The following is a 19,848-nucleotide window of genomic DNA, read 5'->3' as shown; positions in this document are numbered from 1 at the left end:
CCATCCTCTGGGCTCAGCGGTTGCGGAAGCGGGTCAGCGCTTCCCATGCGGTACGGACGGCAGTGGCATCCGGGGCCTGTTGCGGCAGCGGACGGTAGTGCCGGTCCACTGCGGTTGCGTTGCCGAACTTGTCGAATACGTAGATGGCATCGCCATGGCGGACGGCACGTTGCGACCAGCTTTCGACCACCAGCGCGCGCTCGCCTGCCGGCTCGGCCAACAGGTCCTGGCCGGTACTGAAGTCGGTCAGTGCGTTCTCGCAGCCCAGTGCGTGGCGCATCAGGGTGGGTACCCAGTCCTCGTGCGAACTGACCCGCGCTTCATGGGCGTTGCCCTTGCCGGGCCAGTGCAGCACGAACGGCACCTGCAGCTGGTAGTCGGAGAAGTTGCCGTTGTGGCCCCAGTAGTTCAGCTTCAGGTCGTTGAATTCTTCGGCATGGTCGCCGGTGACCAGCACGATGGTGTCCTGCTCCAGGCCCTGCGCGCGCAGATCGTCCAGCAGTGCGCCGACCAGGCTGTCGGCATAGTGCACGGCGGTCCGGTAGCGGTTCAGTTCGGGGGTCGGGTCGTGGTCGGGGCCGAACTTGAGGAAGTCGATTTCCTGCGCCATCGGCGTGGCCAGCGGCGGATAGCCCGCGGGCATGTGGTAGGGCGCGTGGGTGGAGTCGAGGAAGACGAAGCCGAACCAGGGCTTGTGCGCGGCCTGGCTGGTCCGGATGTCCTTCTGCAGCGAGGCCACGATGCTGCGGTCGCGTCCTTCCGAGCCCAGTTCCGACGGACCCTGGTGCAGCTGGTCGCGGACATCGGCAAAGGCGGTACGGTCGAATTCCGGGCTGTACATCGGCGCGCTGCCGTACAGGTGCAGGTCGTAGCCCTGCTGGCCCAGCACCTTGAACAGCTGTGAGCCGCGCTGCTCGTCGAGCATGCTCTGCCAGTAGCCGCCGGGCAGGCCATAGAGCAGGCCGAACAGGCCATAGCGGGTGGCATTGCCGGTGCTGAAATGCTGGTCGTAGACGCGCGCGTTGTTCGCCAGGGCCGAGGTGTTCGGCATGATCTGCGCGGTGAGGGCGTCGTGGCGCAGCGATTCCAGCACCACCATCAGTACGTTGGGCCGATGCGGGTTCTGGCAGCGCAGCGGCTGCAGCGGATACAGCAGCTGTGCGTGGCGCGGATCAGGCAGGCCGACCTGCTGCTCGCTGACCACGCCCAGCTTGCGCATGAAGCTCTTGGCGGTGATCGGCTGCGCCCACGGCAGGTAGTTCCACTGGGCGATCACGTCACGGTCGCCACGCGCATCGAAATAGGCCGTGGCCACCTGGCCGCCGGCCATCAGCAGGGCGACCACCGCCCAGGCCTGCAGCACCCGGCGCCGACGCGGCAGGGCCGGCAGCAGCTTCCAGCACGCCCAGGCCAGGATGCCCTCGGCGGTGAAGATGGCCGCCACCAGCACGCCCGCCTGCATCCAGGTCTTCCACGACAGCGCGACCTGGTCCTGCAGCGCGCCGCCGAACACCATGTTCACCACCATGGCATTGAGGTGGAAGCGATACAGGGTGAACACCTTGGCGTCGACCAGCAGCAGGCACAGCCACAGGCCCTGCAGCAGCACGGCACTGATGCTCAGCGTGCGCGCGCTGCGCGGCCACAGGCCCAGCAGTACTGGCAGCAGGCCGGCCAGCGCACCGAAGGCGAGCAGGTGGCCGGGCAGGGCAATCGCCAGGTAGGCCAGCCCCTGGTTGCCGCCCGGGTTGTCGCGCAACGGCACATTGCCGAGGGTGATCATGGTCGCCAGCACGGCGTTGCCCAGCACGAACAGGGACCACCACGCGAGCCGACGCCAGCGGCGATCCGGGCCGGCGAGGAGGAGGGCGGGGGCGTCTGCAGCGGTGGGCATGGGGCGGGCGGGTCGAGAGGGCGCGGAGGGGCGGTGCGCCGCCAACGTGAGGGATTCGTTAAATGCGCGCGGGACGCGCATTGTATCGGTTTGTTTCCTTGTATCGAGTACGTCCGCCGGTCGATCTGTCACAATGTTCAGGCGGGCCATGAATGCGCAGGCCCCCTCAGACCCAACGACAAGCCAGGAACCGCTGTGAGCCAGATCCCCACCCTCGACATCACCCGTTTCGACAGCGACCGCGAGGCCTTCGTGGCCGAGCTGGGCGCGGCCTACCGCCAATGGGGATTCGCGGGCATCCGCAACCATGGCATCCCGCAGGCCGACATCGACGCGGCCTACGATGTCTTCAAGGCCTTCTTCGCCCTGCCGGACGAGGTCAAGCGCACGTACCACGTGGCCGGCAGCGGTGGCGCCCGCGGCTACACCCCGTTCGGCGTGGAGACGGCCAAGGGTTCCAAGCATTTCGACCTGAAGGAGTTCTGGCACATCGGCCGTGAAATCGCCGATGACTCCAAGTACCGTGAGGTGATGGCGCCGAACCTGTGGCCGAGCGAGGTCGACGGTTTCCGTGAGCGCGGTTATGGCCTGTACCAGGCGCTGGACAACCTGGGTTCGCGCGTGCTGTCGGCGCTGGCCCTGCACATCGGCCTGCCGGAAGACTTCTTCGCCGACAAGACCAACTTCGGCAACTCGATCCTGCGCCCGATCCACTACCCGCCGATCACCACCGACGACATCCCGAACGTGCGTGCCGGTGCCCATGGCGACATCAACTTCATCACCCTGCTGGTCGGCGCCAGCGCCGCGGGCCTGGAAGTGCAGTCGCACGAGGGCGAGTGGGTGCCGTTCACCTCGGACGCGGACACCATCGTGGTCAACATCGGCGACATGCTGCAGCGCCTGACCAATCATGTGTATCCGTCGACGATCCACCGTGTGGTCAACCCCCCGGGTGAGCTGGCGCGCCAGCCGCGCTACTCGGTGCCGTTCTTCCTGCATCCGAACCCGGATTTCCTGATCGACGTGCTGCCGTCCTGCATCACGGCGGACAATCCGAGCCGGTATCCGGAGCCGATCACCGCCCACGGCTTCCTTGAGGAACGCCTGCGCGAGATCAAGCTGAAGTAACCCGAAGTGAGGCCGCCGAAAGGCGGCCTTTCTCTTTGCGGGGCTGTGCCCTGCACCCGCAGGGGCCGAAGCCAATGAGGGGAGGGGGTCGGACCCCTTTTCCCTAGGAAAAGGGATCTGACCCCAGCACCCCAGCCCCGCCACGAGGGGCTGCGCCGTTGGCTGGAAATCCATGTAACCGCTTACACGGAAACGGATTTTTGTTGCAGCGGGTATCATGACCGGCTGACTTCACACAGGAGCCACCCGCTCATGCGCCGCAAGATCGTCGCCGGAAACTGGAAGCTGCATGGCAGCCGTCAATTCGCCAATGAACTGCTGGGGCAGGTGGCCGCCGGGCTGCCGCTGGACGGGGTGGAGGTGGTGATCCTGCCGCCGCTGCCGTACCTGGGGGAGCTGGTCGAAGACTTCGGTGGCACCGGCCTGGCCTTTGGCGCGCAGGATGTCAGCAGCAACGAGAAGGGGGCCTACACCGGTGAGGTCTGTGCGGCGATGCTGGTCGAGGTCGGCGCCGGCTATGGCCTGGTCGGCCATTCCGAGCGCCGCCAGTACCACCATGAGAGCAGCGAACTGGTCGCCCGCAAGTTCGCCGCCGCCCTGCATGCCGGCCTGGTGCCGGTGCTGTGCGTGGGCGAGACCCTGGAACAGCGCGAAGCCGGGCAGACCGAGGCGGTCATCGCCGGCCAGCTGGCCCCCGTGCTGGAACGGGTCGGGGCGGAGGGTTTCGCCAGGGCCGTGGTTGCTTACGAGCCGGTCTGGGCCATCGGCACCGGCCGCACCGCCAGCAAGGAGCAGGCGCAGCAGGTGCACGCGTTCATCCGTGGCGAAGTCGCGCGTATCGATGCTAGAATCGCTGATTCACTGCCCATTGTTTACGGCGGTAGCGTGAAGCCCGACAATGCCGGGGAACTGTTCGCGCAGCCGGATGTCGATGGTGGGCTGGTCGGCGGCGCCTCCCTGGTGGCCGCGGACTTCCTGGCCATCGCAAGGGCGGCGGCCGCGAACTAATCCTAGAAGTATTGTCCGAGGGCGGTTTCCAATGCTGATGTTGATCCTCAATGTCGTCTACGTGCTGGTCGCTGTGGCCATGATCGCGCTGATCCTGATGCAGCGTGGCTCGGGTGCGGCGGCGGGTTCGGGCTTTGGCGCCGGTGCCTCGGGTACGGTGTTCGGTGCGCGCGGCGCCTCGAACTTCCTGTCCAAGTCGACCAAGTGGCTGGCTGTCGTGTTCTTCGGCATCAGCCTCTTCATGGCCTGGTATGCCGGTCACGGCACCCGCCCGGCGGCCGACCAGGATCTGGGGCTGATGTCCGCCCCGGCGGCGACCGCTCCGGCGGCCCCGGCGGGCGAACTGCCGGCCGTTCCGAAGGCCGATGCGGTCCCGGCCGCCCCGGTTCCGGCCGCGAATGTGCCGGCTAAGGCGGAATCTTCGGTTTCTGGTGAAGAAAAGCCTTCGGAAGGCTCCCAGAAAGACTGAAGCCGGTTACAATACGCGGCGCATCGGGAAGATAGTCTGATGTGATCGTTTGCCCAGGTGGCGGAATTGGTAGACGCACTACCTTGAGGTGGTAGCGACGCAAGTCGTAGGGGTTCGAGTCCCCTCTTGGGCACCATTTGTAAGTAAAGCGGGTTCGTCTGGCGCGCAAGGCGCCAGGCAGATTCCCGTCCACTCCCCCATGCCAAAGCGCCTGCAGGCGCAGCGGCAGAGGCAAGAGAGAATCGCTGTGCTGGCCGAATATTTGCCGTCTCTGCTGTTTCTGATCGTTGCCACCGGTATCGGCATTACGCTGATGCTGGTTGGTCGATTCCTCGGTCCCCGCCGCCCCGATCTGGAAAAGCTGTCGCCGTACGAGTGCGGCTTCGAGGCCTTCGAAGACGCGCGCATGAAGTTCGACGTGCGCTACTACCTGATCGCGATCCAGTTCATCGTCTTCGACCTGGAAATCATCTTCATCGTGCCGTGGACCCAGGTCTTCATGGAACTGGGTGCCCGTTCGCTCATCACCATGGGCCTGTTCGTCGGCATGCTGTTCCTCGGTTTCATTTACGTCTGGAAGAAGGGAGCGCTGGAATGGGAGTGATTCAGACTCTCGATGGCCTCATGAACAACCCGTCGCCGGAAGGCCGGGTTGATGACATCCTGCGGCCGGAAGGCGACAACCCGCTGCTGGAGAAGGGCTTCGTCACCACCAGCGTCGACGCACTGCTGAACTGGGCGCGCACCGGCTCGATGTGGCCGATGACCTTCGGCCTGGCCTGCTGCGCGGTCGAGATGATGCACGCCGGCGCCGCGCGCCTGGACCTTGACCGCTACGGCGTGGTATTCCGCCCGTCGCCGCGCCAGTCCGACGTGATGATCGTGGCCGGTACCCTGGTCAACAAGATGGCCCCGGCGCTGCGCAAGGTCTACGACCAGATGCCGGACCCGAAGTGGGTCATCTCGATGGGTAGCTGCGCCAATGGCGGCGGCTATTACCACTACTCCTATTCTGTCGTGCGCGGCTGTGATCGCGTGGTGCCGGTGGACGTCTACGTCCCGGGCTGCCCGCCGACCGCCGAGGCGCTGGTGTACGGGATCCTGCAGCTGCAGAAGAAGATCTGGCGTACACAGACCATCGCCCGCTGACCCCCTCACCTGACAAGAGCGCGCCAAGCCCCCATGGCAGAGCAAGCATCCTTCATCGACCGACTCTCCGCACGTTTCGCAGGTGCGAAGGTCATCGTGGTCGAACCCCGCGGCGAAGTGACGCTGGAAGTGCCTGCCGCCGAGTGGCACGCCACCGCCCTGGCGCTGCGTGACGAGTTTGGTTTCGAACAGGCCGTGGATCTGTGCGGCGTCGACTACCTTGGTTATGGCTCCGACGAATGGGACACCGCCGACGTGTCCTCGCAGGGCTTCAGCCGTGGCGTCGAAGGCAAGGCCCAGGGCCGCTTCGCATGGGGTGAATTCCCCAGCGAGGAGAGTGCCGATGGTGCCCGCCCGCAGCACATGCCGACCCAGCGCTTCGCCGTGGTCGCCCAGCTGCGTTCGTACCAGCACAACCTGATGATGCACCTGCGCTGCTTCGCCCCTGACGAAGCACTGCCGGTGGTGTCCTCGCTGACCGGCATCTGGCCGGGCCTGAACTGGTTCGAGCGCGAAGCGTTCGACCTGTACGGCGTGATCTTCGAAGGCCACCCGGACCTGCGCCGGATCCTGACCGACTACGGTTTCGTCGGCCATCCGTTCCGCAAGGACTTCCCGCTGATCGGCAATGTCGAAGTCCGCTACGACGAAGAAAAGAAGCGCGTGATCTACGAACCGGTCACCTCGGTGGAGCCGCGTGTCGGCGTGCCGCGCGTGATCCGTGACGACGCCCGTCTGCAGACCGCAGCCGGTGAGCGCGCGCAGGAGGCAGTGAAGTGAGCGAGTTCCACCAGGCCCGCGAAGCGTTCGCGAGCAATCCGGCCGAAGCACGGCAGGAAATCCGCAACTACACCATGAACTTCGGCCCGCAGCATCCGGCCGCGCATGGCGTGCTGCGCCTGATCCTGGAAATGGACGGCGAAACCATCATGCGCGCCGACCCGCACGTGGGTCTGCTGCACCGTGGTACCGAAAAGCTGGCCGAGTCCAAGCCGTTCAACCAGTCGATCGGTTACATGGATCGCCTGGACTACGTGTCGATGATGTGCAACGAGCACGCCTACGTGCGCGCGATCGAGACCCTGATGGGGATCGAGGCGCCGGAGCGTGCGCAGTACATCCGCACCATGTACGACGAAATCACCCGCATCCTCAACCACCTGATGTGGCTGGGCTCCAACGCGCTCGACCTGGGTGCGATGGCGGTGATGCTGTACGCCTTCCGCGAGCGCGAAGAGCTGATGGACTGCTATGAAGCGGTCTCCGGCGCGCGCATGCACGCGGCGTACTACCGTCCGGGCGGTGTCTACCGCGACCTGCCGGACCAGATGCCGAAGTACAAGGAATCGCGCTGGCACAAGGGCAAGGCCCTGAAGAACCTCAACGCCGCCCGCGAAGGTTCGCTGCTCGACTTCCTGGAGAACTTCACCGTCGAGTTCCCCAAGCGCATCGACGAATACGAAACCCTGCTGACCGACAACCGTATCTGGAAGCAGCGTACCGTCGGCATCGGCGTGGTCACCCCTGAACTGGCCCACCAGTGGGGCATGACCGGCGTGATGCTGCGCGGCTCGGGCATCGCCTGGGACCTGCGCAAGAAGCGCCCGTACGCCAAGTACGATGCCGTCGATTTCGATATTCCGCTGGGCAAGGAAGGCGACTGCTACGACCGTTACCTGGTCCGCGTTGCCGAAATGCGCGAGTCCAACCGCATCATCAAGCAGTGCGTGGCTTGGCTGAAGGCCAACCCCGGCCCGGTGATGGTCAAGAACTTCAAGGTCGCTCCGCCCAAGCGCGAGGACATGAAGGACGACATGGAAGCGCTGATCCACCACTTCAAGCTGTTCAGCGAAGGCTATTGCGTTCCGGCCGGCGAGACCTATGCGGCGGTTGAAGCGCCGAAGGGCGAGTTCGGCTGCTACCTGGTCTCCGACGGCGCCAACAAGCCGTTCCGCGTGCACCTGCGTGCACCGGGCTTCGCCCACCTGTCCTCGATCGATTCGATCGTGCGCGGCCACATGCTGGCCGACGTGGTGGCGATGATCGGTACCTACGACCTGGTGTTCGGCGAGGTTGACCGGTAATGCCGTCCGCCACGCCAACGCCCGCTGCAGGCAGCCGGCGCAAGCCGGCGCCGCAGTTTCTGGAATTTCACGTTATGCATTTCGCTGAGGTCGGCCGATGAAGGCGACAGGTAATTTCGAGGCGGCGCGCGACGTCGACCCGATGGTGGTGCTGAGCGACAAGACCCGCGCTCACATCGATCACTGGCTGTCCAAGTTCCCGCCGGACCGCAAGCGCTCTGCCGTGCTGCAGGGCCTGCATGCGGCCCAGGAGCAGAACGAGGGCTGGCTGACCGACGAGCTGATCGCCGCCGTGGCCAAGTACCTTGACCTGCCGCCGGTGTGGGCCTACGAGGTCGCCAGCTTCTACTCGATGTTCGAGACCGAGAAGGTGGGCCGCAACAACGTGGCCATCTGCACCAACATCAGCTGCTGGCTCAACGGCGCCGAGGACATCGTCCGCCATTGCGAGAAGAAGCTGGGCATCAAGCACGGTGAATCGACCCCGGACGGCCGCGTCTACCTCAAGCGCGAGGAAGAATGCCTGGCCGGCTGCGGTGGCGCGCCGATGATGGTCATCAACGGTCACTACCATGAGCGTCTGACCCTGGAAAAGGTCGACGAGCTGCTGGACGGGCTGGAGTAAGGGCATGGCACATCACCACGAATCCAAGGGTCCGGTCGGCCCCGCGCCGCTGCCGCACCAGGTGGTCTACACCACCCTGCATTACGACACCCCCTGGTCGTACGAAAGCTACCTGAAGACCGGTGGCTACGCTGCCCTGCGCAAGATCCTCGAAGAGAAGATCCCGCCGGAACAGGTCATCGAGATGGTCAAGGCCTCGGGCCTGCGCGGCCGCGGTGGCGCGGGTTTCCCGACCGGCCTGAAGTGGTCCTTCATGCCCAAGGGCAACATGCAGAAGTACATCCTCTGCAACTCGGACGAATCCGAGCCGGGCACCTGCAAGGACCGCGACATCCTGCGCTACAACCCGCACTCGGTGGTGGAAGGCATGGCGATTGCCTGCTACGCCACCGGTTCGACCGTGGGTTACAACTACCTGCGCGGTGAGTTCCACCACGAGCCGTTCGAGCACTTCGAGCAGGCCCTGGCCGACGCCTACGCGAACGGCTGGCTGGGCAAGAACGTGATGGGCTCGGGCGTGGATATCGACATCTACGGTGCGCTGGGCGCCGGCGCGTACATCTGCGGCGAAGAAACCGCGCTGATGGAATCGCTGGAAGGCAAGAAGGGCCAGCCGCGCTACAAGCCGCCGTTCCCGGCCAACTTCGGCCTGTACGGCAAGCCGTCGACGATCAACAACACTGAAACCTATGGTTCGGTGCCGGCGATCATCCGCAACGGTCCGGAGTGGTTCAAGGGCCTGAGCCTGACCGCCAACGGCGGCCCGAAGTGCTTCTCGGTGTCCGGCTGCGTGCAGAACGGCGGCAACTTCGAAGTGCCGCTCGGCACCTCCTTCGACGACCTGCTGGAAATGGCCGGTGGCCTGCGCCCGGGCCGCAAGCTCAAGGGCGCGATCCCGGGCGGCGTGTCGATGCCGGTGCTGACCGCGGCCGAGCTGAAGGGCCTGCCGATGGACTACGACACCATCCGCGCACTGGGCTCGGGCCTGGGTTCGGGTGCGATCGTGGTGCTCGATGACAGCGTCTGCTGCGTCAAGTTCGCCTGCCGCATCAGCCAGTTCTTCCACAAGGAATCGTGCGGCCAGTGCACCCCGTGCCGTGAAGGCACCGGCTGGATGCACCGCGTGCTGGAGCGCATCGTCGCCGGCAAGGCCACGATGGAAGACCTGCACCAGCTGAAGGCGGTGGCCGGCCAGATCGAAGGCCACACCATCTGTGCGTTCGGTGAAGCGGCGGCATGGCCCATCCAGGGCTTCCTGCGCCAGTTCTGGGACGAATTCGAGTACTACATCGTCAACGGTCATTCGATGGTTGACGGCAAGAAGGTGGAGGCAGCCGCCGCATGAGCGCGCAACCCGTAAACCCGAACGTGCCACCGGATCACGTGACCATCGAAATCGATGGCAAGTCGCTGGTGGTACCCAAGGGTTCGATGATCATCCAGGCGGCCGACAAGGCCGGCATTTCGATTCCGCGCTTCTGCTACCACGAGAAGCTGCCGATCGCCGCCAACTGCCGCATGTGCCTGGTGGACGTGGAGAAGTCGCCGAAGCCGGCGCCGGCCTGCGCCACCCCGGTGATGGACGGCATGAAGGTCGCCACCCGCAGCGAAAAGGCGCTGAAGTTCCAGCGCTCGGTGATGGAGTTCCTGCTCATCAACCACCCGTTGGACTGCCCGATCTGCGATCAGGGCGGCGAATGCGAGCTGCAGGACGTGTCGCTGGGCTATGGCCGTTCGGTCAGCCGCTTCAACGAACGCAAGCGCGTGGTGCCGGACGAGGACATGGGTCCGCTGGTCGCCACCGAGATGACCCGCTGCATCCAGTGCACCCGCTGCGTCCGCTTCACCGCGGACGTGGCCGGTACCTACGAGCTGGGTGGCATGTACCGCGGTGAAAACCTGCAGATCGGCACCTTCGATGGCAAGCCGTTGACCACCGAGCTGTCCGGCAACGTCGTCGATGTCTGCCCGGTCGGTGCGCTGACCAACAAGGTGTTCCAGTTCCGCGCCCGCCCGTGGGAACTGACTGCGCGCGAGTCGCTGGGCTACCACGACGCGATGGGCTCGAACCTGTTCCTGCACGTGCGCCGCGGCGAAGTGCTGCGGACCGTGCCGCGCGACAACGAAGCGGTGAACGAGTGCTGGCTGTCCGATCGTGACCGCTACTCGCACCAGGGCCTGTACAGCGAAGACCGTGCGGTCAAGCCGCTGCGCAAGGTCAATGGCGAGTGGAAGGAAGTGAGCTGGGCTGAAGGCCTGGCCGCGGCCGCCGAGATCCTCAAGGCGAACCAGGGCGACAACCTTGGCGTGCTGGTGCACCCGTCGACCTCGAACGAGGAAGGCGCGCTGCTGGCCCGCCTGGCCAAGGGCCTGGGTTCGAGCAACATCGACCACCGCATCAACAACCGCGATTTCTCCGACGCCGCGACTGCCGAAGTGTTCGGCCTGCCGCTGGCCGAGATCGAAGGCGCCGACCGTATCGTCGTTCTGGGCAGCAACATCCGCCACGAACTGCCGCTGCTGCATGCCCGCCTGCGCAAGGCACAGACCACCAACGGCGCGAAGATCCACGTCGTCAACCCGGTGGACTTCGATTTCGCCTTCAGCATCGCCGGCAAGCAGATCGTTGCGCCGTCGAAGTTCGTTGACGCGCTGGCCAACGCCGAGCTGCGCTCGGCGGTGCAGGGCGGCAACAACATCGTTCTGATCGTCGGCGGCATCGCCGAGAACCACCCGCAGGCTGCCGCGATCCGCGCTGCCGCACGTGAGTTCGCCGCAGCCACCGGTGCCAAGCTGTGCCGCATCCCGCAGGGTGCCAATGCAGTCGGCCTGACCCGCGCCGGCGTGCTGCCTGCCGGCAAGGACGTCGCTGCAATGCTGGCGCAGCCGCGCCAGGCCTACGTGGTGTATGGCCTGGAGCCGGGCCTGGACTTCGCCGATGCCCCCGCCGCGCGCAAGGCGCTGGCCGCTGCCCAGGTCGTGGCCTTCAGCCACTTCGCCTGTGCCTCGACCCGCGACGTCGCCGACGTGATCCTGCCGATCGGTGCGCTGCCGGAAATCGACGCCACCCTGACCAACCTCGATGGTCGCGAGCAGTCGGCGCGTGCCGGCGGCAAGCTGCCGGGCGAGGCGCGTGAAGGCTGGCGCGTGCTGCGTGCCCTGGGCGGCGACCTGGCGGTGGCCGGTTTCGACTTCACCGACCTGGCCGGCCTGCGCGCCAGCCTGGCCCCGATGTCGGTCGCCGTTGCCGCTTCGGCGCAGCCGGTGGTTGCCGGCGAAGGCCTGGAAGTGGCTTCGACCGCCGCGATCTACCGCACCGATGCGGTGGTCCGGCGCGCCCCGGCGCTGCAGTCGCATCCGCTCAACAACGCCCCGCGCATCGTGCTGAACGCTGAAGATGCCGCTCGCCTGCAGCTGCAGGATGGGCAGATGGCCAAGGTCGGCACCGATGCCGGCAAGGCCACCCTGCCGGTGGTGGTCGACGCCCGCGTCGCTGCGGGTTCGGTCTGGATTGAATCGGGCCACGGCGCGACCGCGCCGCTGGGTGCCGCTCGCGTAACGGTGGTGGCTGCATGAACGAATTGCTGTTGAACGCGGTCGATCCGCTGCACCAGTGGCTGCTTGGCCTCGGTGACATCGGCGCGCTGATCTGGATCATCCTGAAGATCCTGGTGATCACCGTTCCGGTGATCATCTCGGTGGCCTTCTACGTGGTCTGGGAACGCAAGCTGATCGGCTGGATGCACGTCCGCCACGGCCCGATGTACGTGGGCATGGGCATCTTCCAGGCCTTCGCCGACGTCTTCAAGCTGCTGTTCAAGGAAGTGGTGCAGCCGAGCAGCGCCAACAAGGCGATCTACCTGCTGGCCCCGCTGATCACCCTGGCCCCGGCCTTCGCGGCCTGGTCGGTGGTGCCCTTCGATTCGCAGATCGTGCTGTCCAACGCCAATGCCGGCCTGCTGTACCTGCTGGCGATGACCTCGCTGGGCATCTACGGCATCATCCTGGCCGGTTGGGCCTCCAACTCGAAGTATGCGTTCCTGGGTGCGATGCGCGCCTCGGCGCAGATGATCAGCTACGAAATCGCCATGGGCTTCGCCCTGGTCGGCGTGATGATCGCGTCGGGCAGCCTGAACCTGAGCAACATCGTGATGGCGCAGGCCGGCAGCTCCGGCTTCTTCGACTGGTTCCTGCTGCCGCTGTTCCCGCTGTTCGTCATCTACTGGGTGTCGGGCGTGGCGGAAACCAACCGCGCGCCGTTCGACGTGGTGGAAGGCGAATCGGAAATCGTCGCCGGCCACATGGTCGAGTACTCGGGCGGTGCCTTCGCGCTGTTCTTCCTGGCCGAATACGCCAACATGATCCTGATCAGCTTCCTGATCTCGATCTTCTTCCTCGGCGGCTGGCTGAGCCCGGTCCAGGGCTGGGTCAACTTCGGCGATGTCTCGCCGCTGGTCGACTGGATCTGGAAGGGCGGTGCACCGTGGCTGTTCGTCAAGGTGTTCTTCTTCGCCAGTGCCTACATCTGGTTCCGTGCCAGCTTCCCGCGCTTCCGCTATGACCAGATCATGCGCCTGGGCTGGAAGGTCTTCATCCCGCTGGCCATTCTGTGGATCGCGGTTACCGCCGTCATGGTGTTCTTCGGCGTGATTCAAAAGGGCGTCTAAAGTGATGAACAGGATTACCCATTACTTCAAGAGCCTGCTGCTGCTCGAACTGCTCGCCGGTCTCTGGCTGACGCTGAAGTACAGCTTCAAGCCGAAGTACACGATGATGTACCCGATGGAGAAGTTCCCGCAGTCGCCGCGCTTCCGTGGCCTGCACGCCCTGCGCCGTTATCCCAACGGTGAAGAGCGCTGCATCGCCTGCAAGCTGTGCGAAGCGGTGTGCCCGGCCCTGGCCATCACCATCGATTCGGCCAAGCGCGAAGACGGCACCCGCCGTACCACCCGCTACGACATCGACCTGTTCAAGTGCATCTTCTGCGGCTTCTGTGAAGAAAGCTGCCCGGTGGACTCGATCGTCGAAACCCACATCCTCGAGTACCACTTCGAGAATCGTGGCGAAAACATCGTTACCAAGCCGCAGCTGCTGGCCCTGGGCGACCGTCTCGAGTCCGAGATCGCCGAGCGTCGCGCCGCCGATGCCGCTTACCGCTGAGGTCGAGAGATGGATTGGGTAAATATCGCTTTCTGGGTGTTCGCCATCGCGGCAACGGTTTCGGCCGGTGCGGTGATCAGCGTGCGCAACCCGGTTCACGCCGTGCTGTGCCTGGTGCTGACCTTCTTCTCCATTGCCTGCGTGTGGCTGCTGGTGGGTGCCGAGTTCCTCGGCGTGGCACTGGTGCTGGTCTACGTCGGTGCGGTGATGGTGCTGTTCCTGTTCGTGGTGATGATGCTGGATATCGACCCCACCAAGCTGCGTGAGGGCTGGGTGCGCTACCTGCCGGTCGGCCTCATCGTCGCCGTGGCAATGCTGGCGCAGATGCTGATCCTGATCGGCGTCAAGGCCCGCTCGGTCACCCCGTTCCCGGCCGACAACGCCGCTGCGGTCGCCGCCGACACGTCCAACGTGACCTGGCTCGCACGCACGCTGTTCACCGAATACCTGCTGCCGTTCGAGTTCGCTGCCGTCATCCTGACCGTGGCCGTGGTGGCTGCCGTGATGCTGACCCTGCGCCGCCGTACCGGCGTGAAGAGCCAGAACCCGGGCGAGCAGACCATGGTCAAGGCCGGCCAGCGCCTGCGCATGGTCAAGATGGGCGCCGAAGCACCGGTCGTGCACAGCAACAGCAAGCCGGCCGCCGGCGAGGAGACCCAGCCGTGATTACCCTTGGCCACATGCTTGCGCTGGGCGCGGTGTTGTTCGCGATCAGCCTGGCCGGCATCTTCCTCAACCGGAAGAACGTCATCGTCCTGCTGATGTCGATCGAACTGATGCTGCTGTCGGTGAACATCAATTTCGTCGGGTTCTCGCGCCAGCTGGGCGATCCGTCCGGCCAGCTGTTCGTGTTCTTCATCCTGACCGTCGCCGCCGCGGAAGCCGCCATCGGCCTGGCGATCCTGGTGACCCTGTTCCGTACCCGCCGCACGATCAATGTCGGCGAAGTCGATTCGTTGAAGGGCTGATCCACAGATGGAAATCACTCTCTCCAAGAGTCTGTTGATCGCAGTGGTGCTCGCACCGCTGTTCGGCAGCATCATCGCCGGCCTGTTCGGTCGCCAGGTCAAGCGCTTCGGCGCACAGACCATCACCATCCTCGGCGTCGCGGTTGCCTGCGGCCTGTCGATGTACACGCTCTACCAGCTGCTGTGGGGCGGGGCGCAGCCGTTCAACCAGAACCTCTATACGTTCTTCGAAGTCGGCCAGTACTCGGCCCATGTCGGCTTCATGGTCGACAAGCTGACCGCGATGATGATGGTGGTGGTGACCTTCGTGTCGCTGCTGGTCCACATCTACACGATCGGCTACATGCAGGACGATCCGGGCTACCAGCGGTTCTTCAGCTACATCTCGCTGTTCACCTTCTCGATGCTCACCCTGGTGATGAGCAACAACTTCCTGCAGCTGTTCTTCGGCTGGGAAGCGGTGGGCCTGGTGTCGTACCTGCTGATCGGCTTCTGGTTCAAGCGCCCGACCGCCATCTTCGCCAACATGAAGGCGTTCCTGGTCAACCGCGTCGGTGACTTCGGCTTCCTGCTCGGCATCGCCGGCGTGCTGTGGGTGTTCGGCACCCTGGATTACTCGCAGGTGTTCTCGCAGGCCGGCATGCTGGCTGACCCGCGCGCCCAGCTGCAGATCTGGGACGGCACGATCCTCGGCATGCAGCTGCTGAACGAACCGGTGATCTGGTCGATCGCCACGGTCATCTGCATCTGCCTGTTCATCGGTGCGATGGGCAAGTCGGCCCAGGTACCGCTGCACGTGTGGCTGCCGGACTCGATGGAAGGCCCGACCCCGATCTCGGCACTGATCCACGCCGCGACGATGGTGACCGCGGGCATCTTCATGGTCACCCGCATGTCGCCGCTGTTCGAGCTGTCGCAGACCGCGCTGAACTTCGTGCTGTTCATCGGTGCCACCACCGCGTTCTTCACCGGCCTGATCGGCATCGTGCAGAACGACATCAAGCGCGTGGTCGCATACTCGACCCTGTCGCAGCTGGGCTACATGACGGTGGCACTGGGCGTGTCGGCCTATTCGGCGGCCGTGTTCCACCTGATGACCCACGCCTTCTTCAAGGCCCTGCTGTTCCTGGGCGCCGGCTCGGTCATCATCGCGATGCACCACGAGCAGGACATGCGCAAGATGGGCGGCCTGCGCAAGTACATGCCGATCACCTTCATCACCATGTGGATCGGTACCCTGGCGCTGGTCGGTACGCCGTTCTTCTCCGGCTTCTACTCGAAGGACACCATCATCGAGGCGGCCGAGCTGCACGCGCACCTGTCCAACAACTGGGTGGCCACCTATGGCTACTGGGCAGTGCTGGGTGGCGTGATCGTCACCAGCTTCTACAGCTTCCGCCTGCTGTTCCTGACCTTCCACGGCAAGGAACGCTTCCGCGACGCGCATGATGACCATGGCCACGGCCATGACGATCACCATGCCGCCGACGCCCACCACGGTGACGCGCATCACGACGACCACGGCCATGGTCACGGTCCGCATGAGCCGCACGAAACCCCGTGGGTGGTGACCCTGCCGCTGATCCTGCTGGCCATCCCGTCGATCGCCATCGGTTTCTTCAGCATCGGCCCGATGCTGTACGGCACCGACTGGGCCGGCCACCACGCGCACGACGCCATCAAGGGCCAGGCGCACACGTTCTTCACCGGCGTCGTCGATTTCTACGACCCGGCCAGGAACACCATCGGCTTCCTGGGCGAAGAGTTCCATGGCCCGGTCGCTTTCGCGCTGCACGGCATGATGGCTCCGGCGTTCATGCTGACCGTTGCGGGCTTCCTGCTGGCCGCACTGTTCTACCTGTGGAAGCCGGACCTGTCGGGCAAGGCTCGCAAGACCTTTGCTCCGCTGGTGTCGGTGCTGGAAAACAAGTACGGCTTCGACAAGCTGTGGATCGATGGCTTTGCCGGTGGCAGCGTCAAGCTCGGCAGGGTCTCGCGCTGGATCGACAGCAACATCGTCGACGGCGTGGTCAATCTCTCGGCACGTGTTGTGGACGTCGCAGCCGGCGTGCTGCGTCGTACCCAATCCGGTTTCCTCTATCACTACGCCTTCGCGATGATCATCGGCCTGATTGCCCTGCTGGGCGTGCTGATGCATTACCTGCGTTGATGACCTGTACGGAATAAGAAGACGTGTCGAACTGGCCTCTACTCAGTGTCCTCATCTGGCTGCCGATCATCGGTGGCGCCCTGATCCTTGCGATCCGTGATGCGCAGACCGCCCGCTGGGCATCCCTGGGCGTCGCGGTGCTGACCTTCGTGGCGAGCCTCTCGCTGCTGAGCGGTTACAACGCGGGCATCGACGGTCTGCAGTTCGTCGAGACCCATGCCTGGATCCCGGCGTACAAGATCGGCTACAACCTGGGCGTGGACGGCATCGCCGTGGCGCTGATCCTGCTGACCACCCTGGTCAGCGTGCTTGCCCTGATCGGCGCCTGGAGCGCCATCGACAAGCGCGTCAACCAGTACGTGGCGGCCTTCCTGATCCTGGAAGGCGTCACCGTCGGTATCTTCTCGGCCACGGACGCGATGCTGTTCTACGTGTTCTTCGAGGCGATGCTGATCCCGATGTTCCTGATCATCGGTGTCTGGGGTGGCCCGCGCCGTATCTACGCAGCGCTGAAGTTCTTCCTGTACACCTTCCTCGGCTCGGTGCTGATGCTGGTGGCGCTAATCTACCTGTACATGAAGGGCGGCAGCTTCCAGCTGGCCGACCTGTACGCGCTGCCGCTGTCGGCCAAGGAACAGACCTGGATCTTCTTCGCCTTCCTGATCGCCTTCGCGGTCAAGGTGCCGATGTTCCCGGTCCACACCTGGCTGCCGGATGCCCACGTGGAAGCGCCGACCGCCGGTTCGGTGATCCTGGCCGCCATCGCCCTGAAGATCGGTGGCTACGGCTTCCTGCGCTTCAACCTGCCGATCGTTCCGGATGCGTCGCAGGAATGGGCCTGGCTGGTGATCGCGCTGTCGCTGATCGCGGTGATCTACGTCGGCCTGGTCGCCCTGGTGCAGGACGACATGAAGAAGCTGATCGCCTATTCGTCGATCGCGCACATGGGCTTCGTCACCCTGGGTACCTTCATCGCCCTGTGGCTGGTGCGTGAAGCCGGCAATGCCGATGCAGCCCGCCTGGGCCTGCAGGGTGCGATGGTGCAGATGATCTCGCACGGCTTCGTGTCCGGCGCGATGTTCTCCTGCGTCGGCGTGCTGTACGACCGCATGCACAGCCGCCGCATCGCCGATTACGGCGGCGTGGTCAACGTGATGCCGTGGTTTGCCACCTTCGCCATGCTGTTCTTCATGGCCAATGCGGGCCTGCCGGGCACCAGCGGTTTCGTCGGCGAGTTCATGGTCATCCTGTCGGCCTTCCAGCGTAATCCGTGGATCGCCCTGGGCGCGGCCACCACCCTGATCATCGGTGCCGCCTACACCCTGTGGCTGTACAAGCGCATCTTCTTCGGCGAAGTGGCCAACAGCCACGTGGCCGAACTGAAGGACATCAACGGCCGCGAGTGGCTGGTGCTGGGCGTGTTCGCCATCGGCGTGCTGGCCCTGGGCATCTACCCCAAGCCGCTGACCGACCTGATGGAGCCCTCGATCGCGAAGCTGGCGATGCAGATCGCATCCAGCAAGCTGCTGTAATTCCAGGATTTGATGATGACCACCTCGCCGCTGCTGCCATTGACCGCCGCTGACCTGCCACCGCTCGCTCCCGAGCTGGTGCTGATCGGCAGCGCCTTCGCCCTGATGATCCTCGACCTGTTCGTCAGCAACCGGAACAAGATCGTCACCCACCTGTTCTCGCTCGCTGCGCTGGCCGTGGTGCTGTTCATGCTGGCCACCGGCGTGGGCGGGCAGGGCGAGGTCTTCCACGGCATGTTCGTGCGCGATACCGCCGCGGACGTGATGAAGACCGGAATCGTGCTGCTCAGCGGCCTGACCCTGGTCTATGGCTGGCGCTACCTGCGTGACCGCAACCTGTTCCAGGGCGAGATCCCGGTGCTGATCCTGTTCGGCACCGCCGGCATGATGATCCTGGTTTCGGCCGGCAGCCTGCTGATGGTCTACCTGGGCCTGGAACTGCTGGCGCTGTGCTCCTACGCCCTGGTCGCCAGCAACCGCGAAAGCGGCCTGGCGTCGGAAGCGGCGATGAAGTACATCGTGCTGGGCTCGCTGGCCTCGGGCCTGCTGCTGTACGGCATGTCGCTGATCTACGGCGCCACCGGCAGCCTGCACCTGGATGTCATCCGTGACGCCATCCCGCACTCGGAAGAGCGCGCGCTGCTGATCACCGGCGCGGTGTTCATGATCGCCGGCGTCGCCTTCAAGCTCGGTGCCGCGCCGTTCCACATGTGGCTGCCGGACGTGTACCAGGGTGCCCCGGCGCCGATCGCGCTGTTCATCAGCTCGGCGCCGAAGCTGGCCGCCTTCGGCATGGCCTACCGCCTGCTGGAAATGGGCGTGGGCCCGCTGTCGACCGAGCTGCAGCTGCTGATCGCCGGCCTGGCCGCGCTGTCGCTGGTGATCGGCAACCTGATGGCCATCGCGCAGAGCAACCTCAAGCGCATGCTGGCGTTCTCCACCGTCTCGCACATCGGCTTCCTGCTGATGGGCATCGCCGGTGGTGGTTCGCAGGGCTATGCCGCCGCGCTGTTCTACGCACTGGCCTACGCCATCATGTCCACCGCCGCCTTCGGTGCGATCATCGCGCTGTCGCGGGCCGGTTTTGAAGCCGAGAACATCGAGGACTTCAAGGGCCTGAATGCCCGCAACCCGTGGATGGCCGGCCTGGTGCTGTGCATCATGGCGTCGCTGGCCGGCATCCCGCCGTTCCTGGGCTTCTGGACCAAGCTGGCGGTGCTGGGCGCGGCCGTCAACGGCGGCCTGCTGTGGCTGGCCATCCTCGGCGTGCTGTGTGCCGTGGTCGGCTGCTTCTACTACCTGCGCGTCATCAAGGTCATGTACTTCGATGAGCCGGTGGGCGAGGCCATGCCGCGCAGCAACGACCGCGTGCTGGGCCTGGTGCTGGGCGTGAATGCGCTGGCGCTGCTGGCGCTGGGCCTGGCCTGGAACCCGATCATGGTCTGGTGCCAGCAGGCATTTGCGCATCTTGCATAAAAGTTGACACAAAGCTGCGCGATTCGTGTAATATGCGCAGCCTAAGTTGTCACTGCAGCGGTTCAGCCAGAACATCGTTGCGGTAGCCCTCCTCGAAAGAGCAGGGCAGCAGTTCAAACACTTCCGGTGCGGGGTGGAGCAGTCTGGCAGCTCGTCGGGCTCATAACCCGAAGGTCGCAGGT

Annotated in this window: 18 protein-coding genes and 1 tRNA gene; 18 read left to right on the top strand and 1 reads right to left on the bottom strand. The window is 64.9% G+C overall.

The genetic code is table 11. From position 1 onward, the window contains the following. Window positions 1–13: 13 nt before the first annotated feature. Window positions 14–1,894 (bottom strand): sulfatase-like hydrolase/transferase, encoded by a 1,881-nt coding sequence (locus Q0P60_RS17240; RefSeq protein WP_294996351.1) that lies wholly within the window; start codon window positions 1,892–1,894, stop codon window positions 14–16. A 195-nt stretch (window positions 1,895–2,089) separates the two neighbouring features. Between Q0P60_RS17240 and Q0P60_RS17235 the strand changes: the two genes are divergently transcribed. The 18 genes from Q0P60_RS17235 to nuoN all read left to right on the top strand — a co-directional run bounded on the left by Q0P60_RS17235 (window position 2,090) and on the right by nuoN (window position 19,666). After that, window positions 2,090–3,025: a 2-oxoglutarate and iron-dependent oxygenase domain-containing protein gene (locus Q0P60_RS17235; protein ID WP_294996348.1), complete on the top strand. Its 936-nt coding sequence runs from the start codon at window positions 2,090–2,092 to the stop codon at window positions 3,023–3,025. 252 nt (window positions 3,026–3,277) lie between these two features. Beyond that, window positions 3,278–4,033 carry a triose-phosphate isomerase gene (gene tpiA / locus Q0P60_RS17230; protein WP_294996345.1) on the top strand — a complete coding sequence of 252 codons (756 nt, stop codon included), beginning with the start codon at window positions 3,278–3,280 and terminating at the stop codon, window positions 4,031–4,033. Window positions 4,034–4,064: 31 nt separating this feature from the next. Then, complete coding sequence (secG, locus tag Q0P60_RS17225; RefSeq protein WP_014037951.1) at window positions 4,065–4,502, top strand: preprotein translocase subunit SecG; 438 nt, start codon at window positions 4,065–4,067, stop codon at window positions 4,500–4,502. Between the two features lie 51 nt (window positions 4,503–4,553). Beyond that, window positions 4,554–4,638: transfer RNA gene (locus Q0P60_RS17220), tRNA-Leu, on the top strand. A 111-nt stretch (window positions 4,639–4,749) separates the two neighbouring features. After that, a complete protein-coding gene (locus Q0P60_RS17215; protein ID WP_008265012.1) occupies window positions 4,750–5,106 on the top strand; it encodes an NADH-quinone oxidoreductase subunit A in 357 nt (118 codons plus the stop codon). After that, window positions 5,097–5,651, top strand: coding sequence for an NADH-quinone oxidoreductase subunit B (locus Q0P60_RS17210; protein ID WP_005417936.1), 555 nt, complete (start codon window positions 5,097–5,099; stop codon window positions 5,649–5,651). The genes Q0P60_RS17215 and Q0P60_RS17210 overlap by 10 nt, the downstream gene beginning before the upstream one ends. Before the next feature lie 33 nt (window positions 5,652–5,684). After that, entirely contained in the window at window positions 5,685–6,431 is a 747-nt protein-coding gene (locus Q0P60_RS17205; protein WP_294996339.1) for an NADH-quinone oxidoreductase subunit C, read from the top strand. Beyond that, complete coding sequence (locus Q0P60_RS17200) at window positions 6,428–7,735, top strand: NADH-quinone oxidoreductase subunit D (protein WP_294996336.1); 1,308 nt, start codon at window positions 6,428–6,430, stop codon at window positions 7,733–7,735. The genes Q0P60_RS17205 and Q0P60_RS17200 overlap by 4 nt, the downstream gene beginning before the upstream one ends. A gap of 97 nt (window positions 7,736–7,832) precedes the next feature. Next, window positions 7,833–8,360 carry an NADH-quinone oxidoreductase subunit NuoE gene (nuoE, locus tag Q0P60_RS17195; protein ID WP_100473470.1) on the top strand — a complete coding sequence of 176 codons (528 nt, stop codon included), beginning with the start codon at window positions 7,833–7,835 and terminating at the stop codon, window positions 8,358–8,360. Between the two features lie 4 nt (window positions 8,361–8,364). Continuing rightward, a complete protein-coding gene (gene nuoF, locus Q0P60_RS17190) occupies window positions 8,365–9,705 on the top strand; it encodes an NADH-quinone oxidoreductase subunit NuoF (protein ID WP_294996330.1) in 1,341 nt (446 codons plus the stop codon). Beyond that, window positions 9,702–11,936: an NADH-quinone oxidoreductase subunit NuoG gene (nuoG, locus tag Q0P60_RS17185; protein ID WP_294996327.1), complete on the top strand. Its 2,235-nt coding sequence runs from the start codon at window positions 9,702–9,704 to the stop codon at window positions 11,934–11,936. Before nuoF ends, nuoG begins: the two co-directional genes overlap by 4 nt. After that, window positions 11,933–13,027, top strand: a complete 1,095-nt coding sequence (gene nuoH, locus Q0P60_RS17180; RefSeq protein ID WP_006458641.1) for an NADH-quinone oxidoreductase subunit NuoH — start codon at window positions 11,933–11,935, stop codon at window positions 13,025–13,027. Before nuoG ends, nuoH begins: the two co-directional genes overlap by 4 nt. Before the next feature lie 4 nt (window positions 13,028–13,031). After that, a complete protein-coding gene (gene nuoI / locus Q0P60_RS17175) occupies window positions 13,032–13,520 on the top strand; it encodes an NADH-quinone oxidoreductase subunit NuoI (RefSeq protein ID WP_005417924.1) in 489 nt (162 codons plus the stop codon). Between the two features lie 9 nt (window positions 13,521–13,529). Beyond that, the gene (locus tag Q0P60_RS17170; RefSeq protein WP_294996319.1) at window positions 13,530–14,186 is read left to right on the top strand and encodes an NADH-quinone oxidoreductase subunit J; all 657 of its coding nucleotides are present in this window, start codon (window positions 13,530–13,532) and stop codon (window positions 14,184–14,186) included. Beyond that, a complete protein-coding gene (gene nuoK, locus Q0P60_RS17165) occupies window positions 14,183–14,488 on the top strand; it encodes an NADH-quinone oxidoreductase subunit NuoK (protein WP_005410454.1) in 306 nt (101 codons plus the stop codon). Before Q0P60_RS17170 ends, nuoK begins: the two co-directional genes overlap by 4 nt. Before the next feature lie 7 nt (window positions 14,489–14,495). Continuing rightward, window positions 14,496–16,658 carry an NADH-quinone oxidoreductase subunit L gene (gene nuoL, locus Q0P60_RS17160; protein WP_294996315.1) on the top strand — a complete coding sequence of 721 codons (2,163 nt, stop codon included), beginning with the start codon at window positions 14,496–14,498 and terminating at the stop codon, window positions 16,656–16,658. A gap of 23 nt (window positions 16,659–16,681) precedes the next feature. Then, window positions 16,682–18,190, top strand: coding sequence for an NADH-quinone oxidoreductase subunit M (locus tag Q0P60_RS17155; protein WP_049437087.1), 1,509 nt, complete (start codon window positions 16,682–16,684; stop codon window positions 18,188–18,190). A 15-nt stretch (window positions 18,191–18,205) separates the two neighbouring features. Continuing rightward, window positions 18,206–19,666 (top strand): NADH-quinone oxidoreductase subunit NuoN, encoded by a 1,461-nt coding sequence (nuoN, locus tag Q0P60_RS17150; RefSeq protein ID WP_294996310.1) that lies wholly within the window; start codon window positions 18,206–18,208, stop codon window positions 19,664–19,666. Window positions 19,667–19,848 lie beyond the last annotated feature (182 nt).

The sequence above is a fragment of the uncultured Stenotrophomonas sp. genome (assembly GCF_945952405.1).
GTDB lineage: Bacteria > Pseudomonadota > Gammaproteobacteria > Xanthomonadales > Xanthomonadaceae > Stenotrophomonas.
Note: the sequence above shows the minus strand (reverse complement) of the source record. Positions and strands in the feature narration are given on the sequence as shown.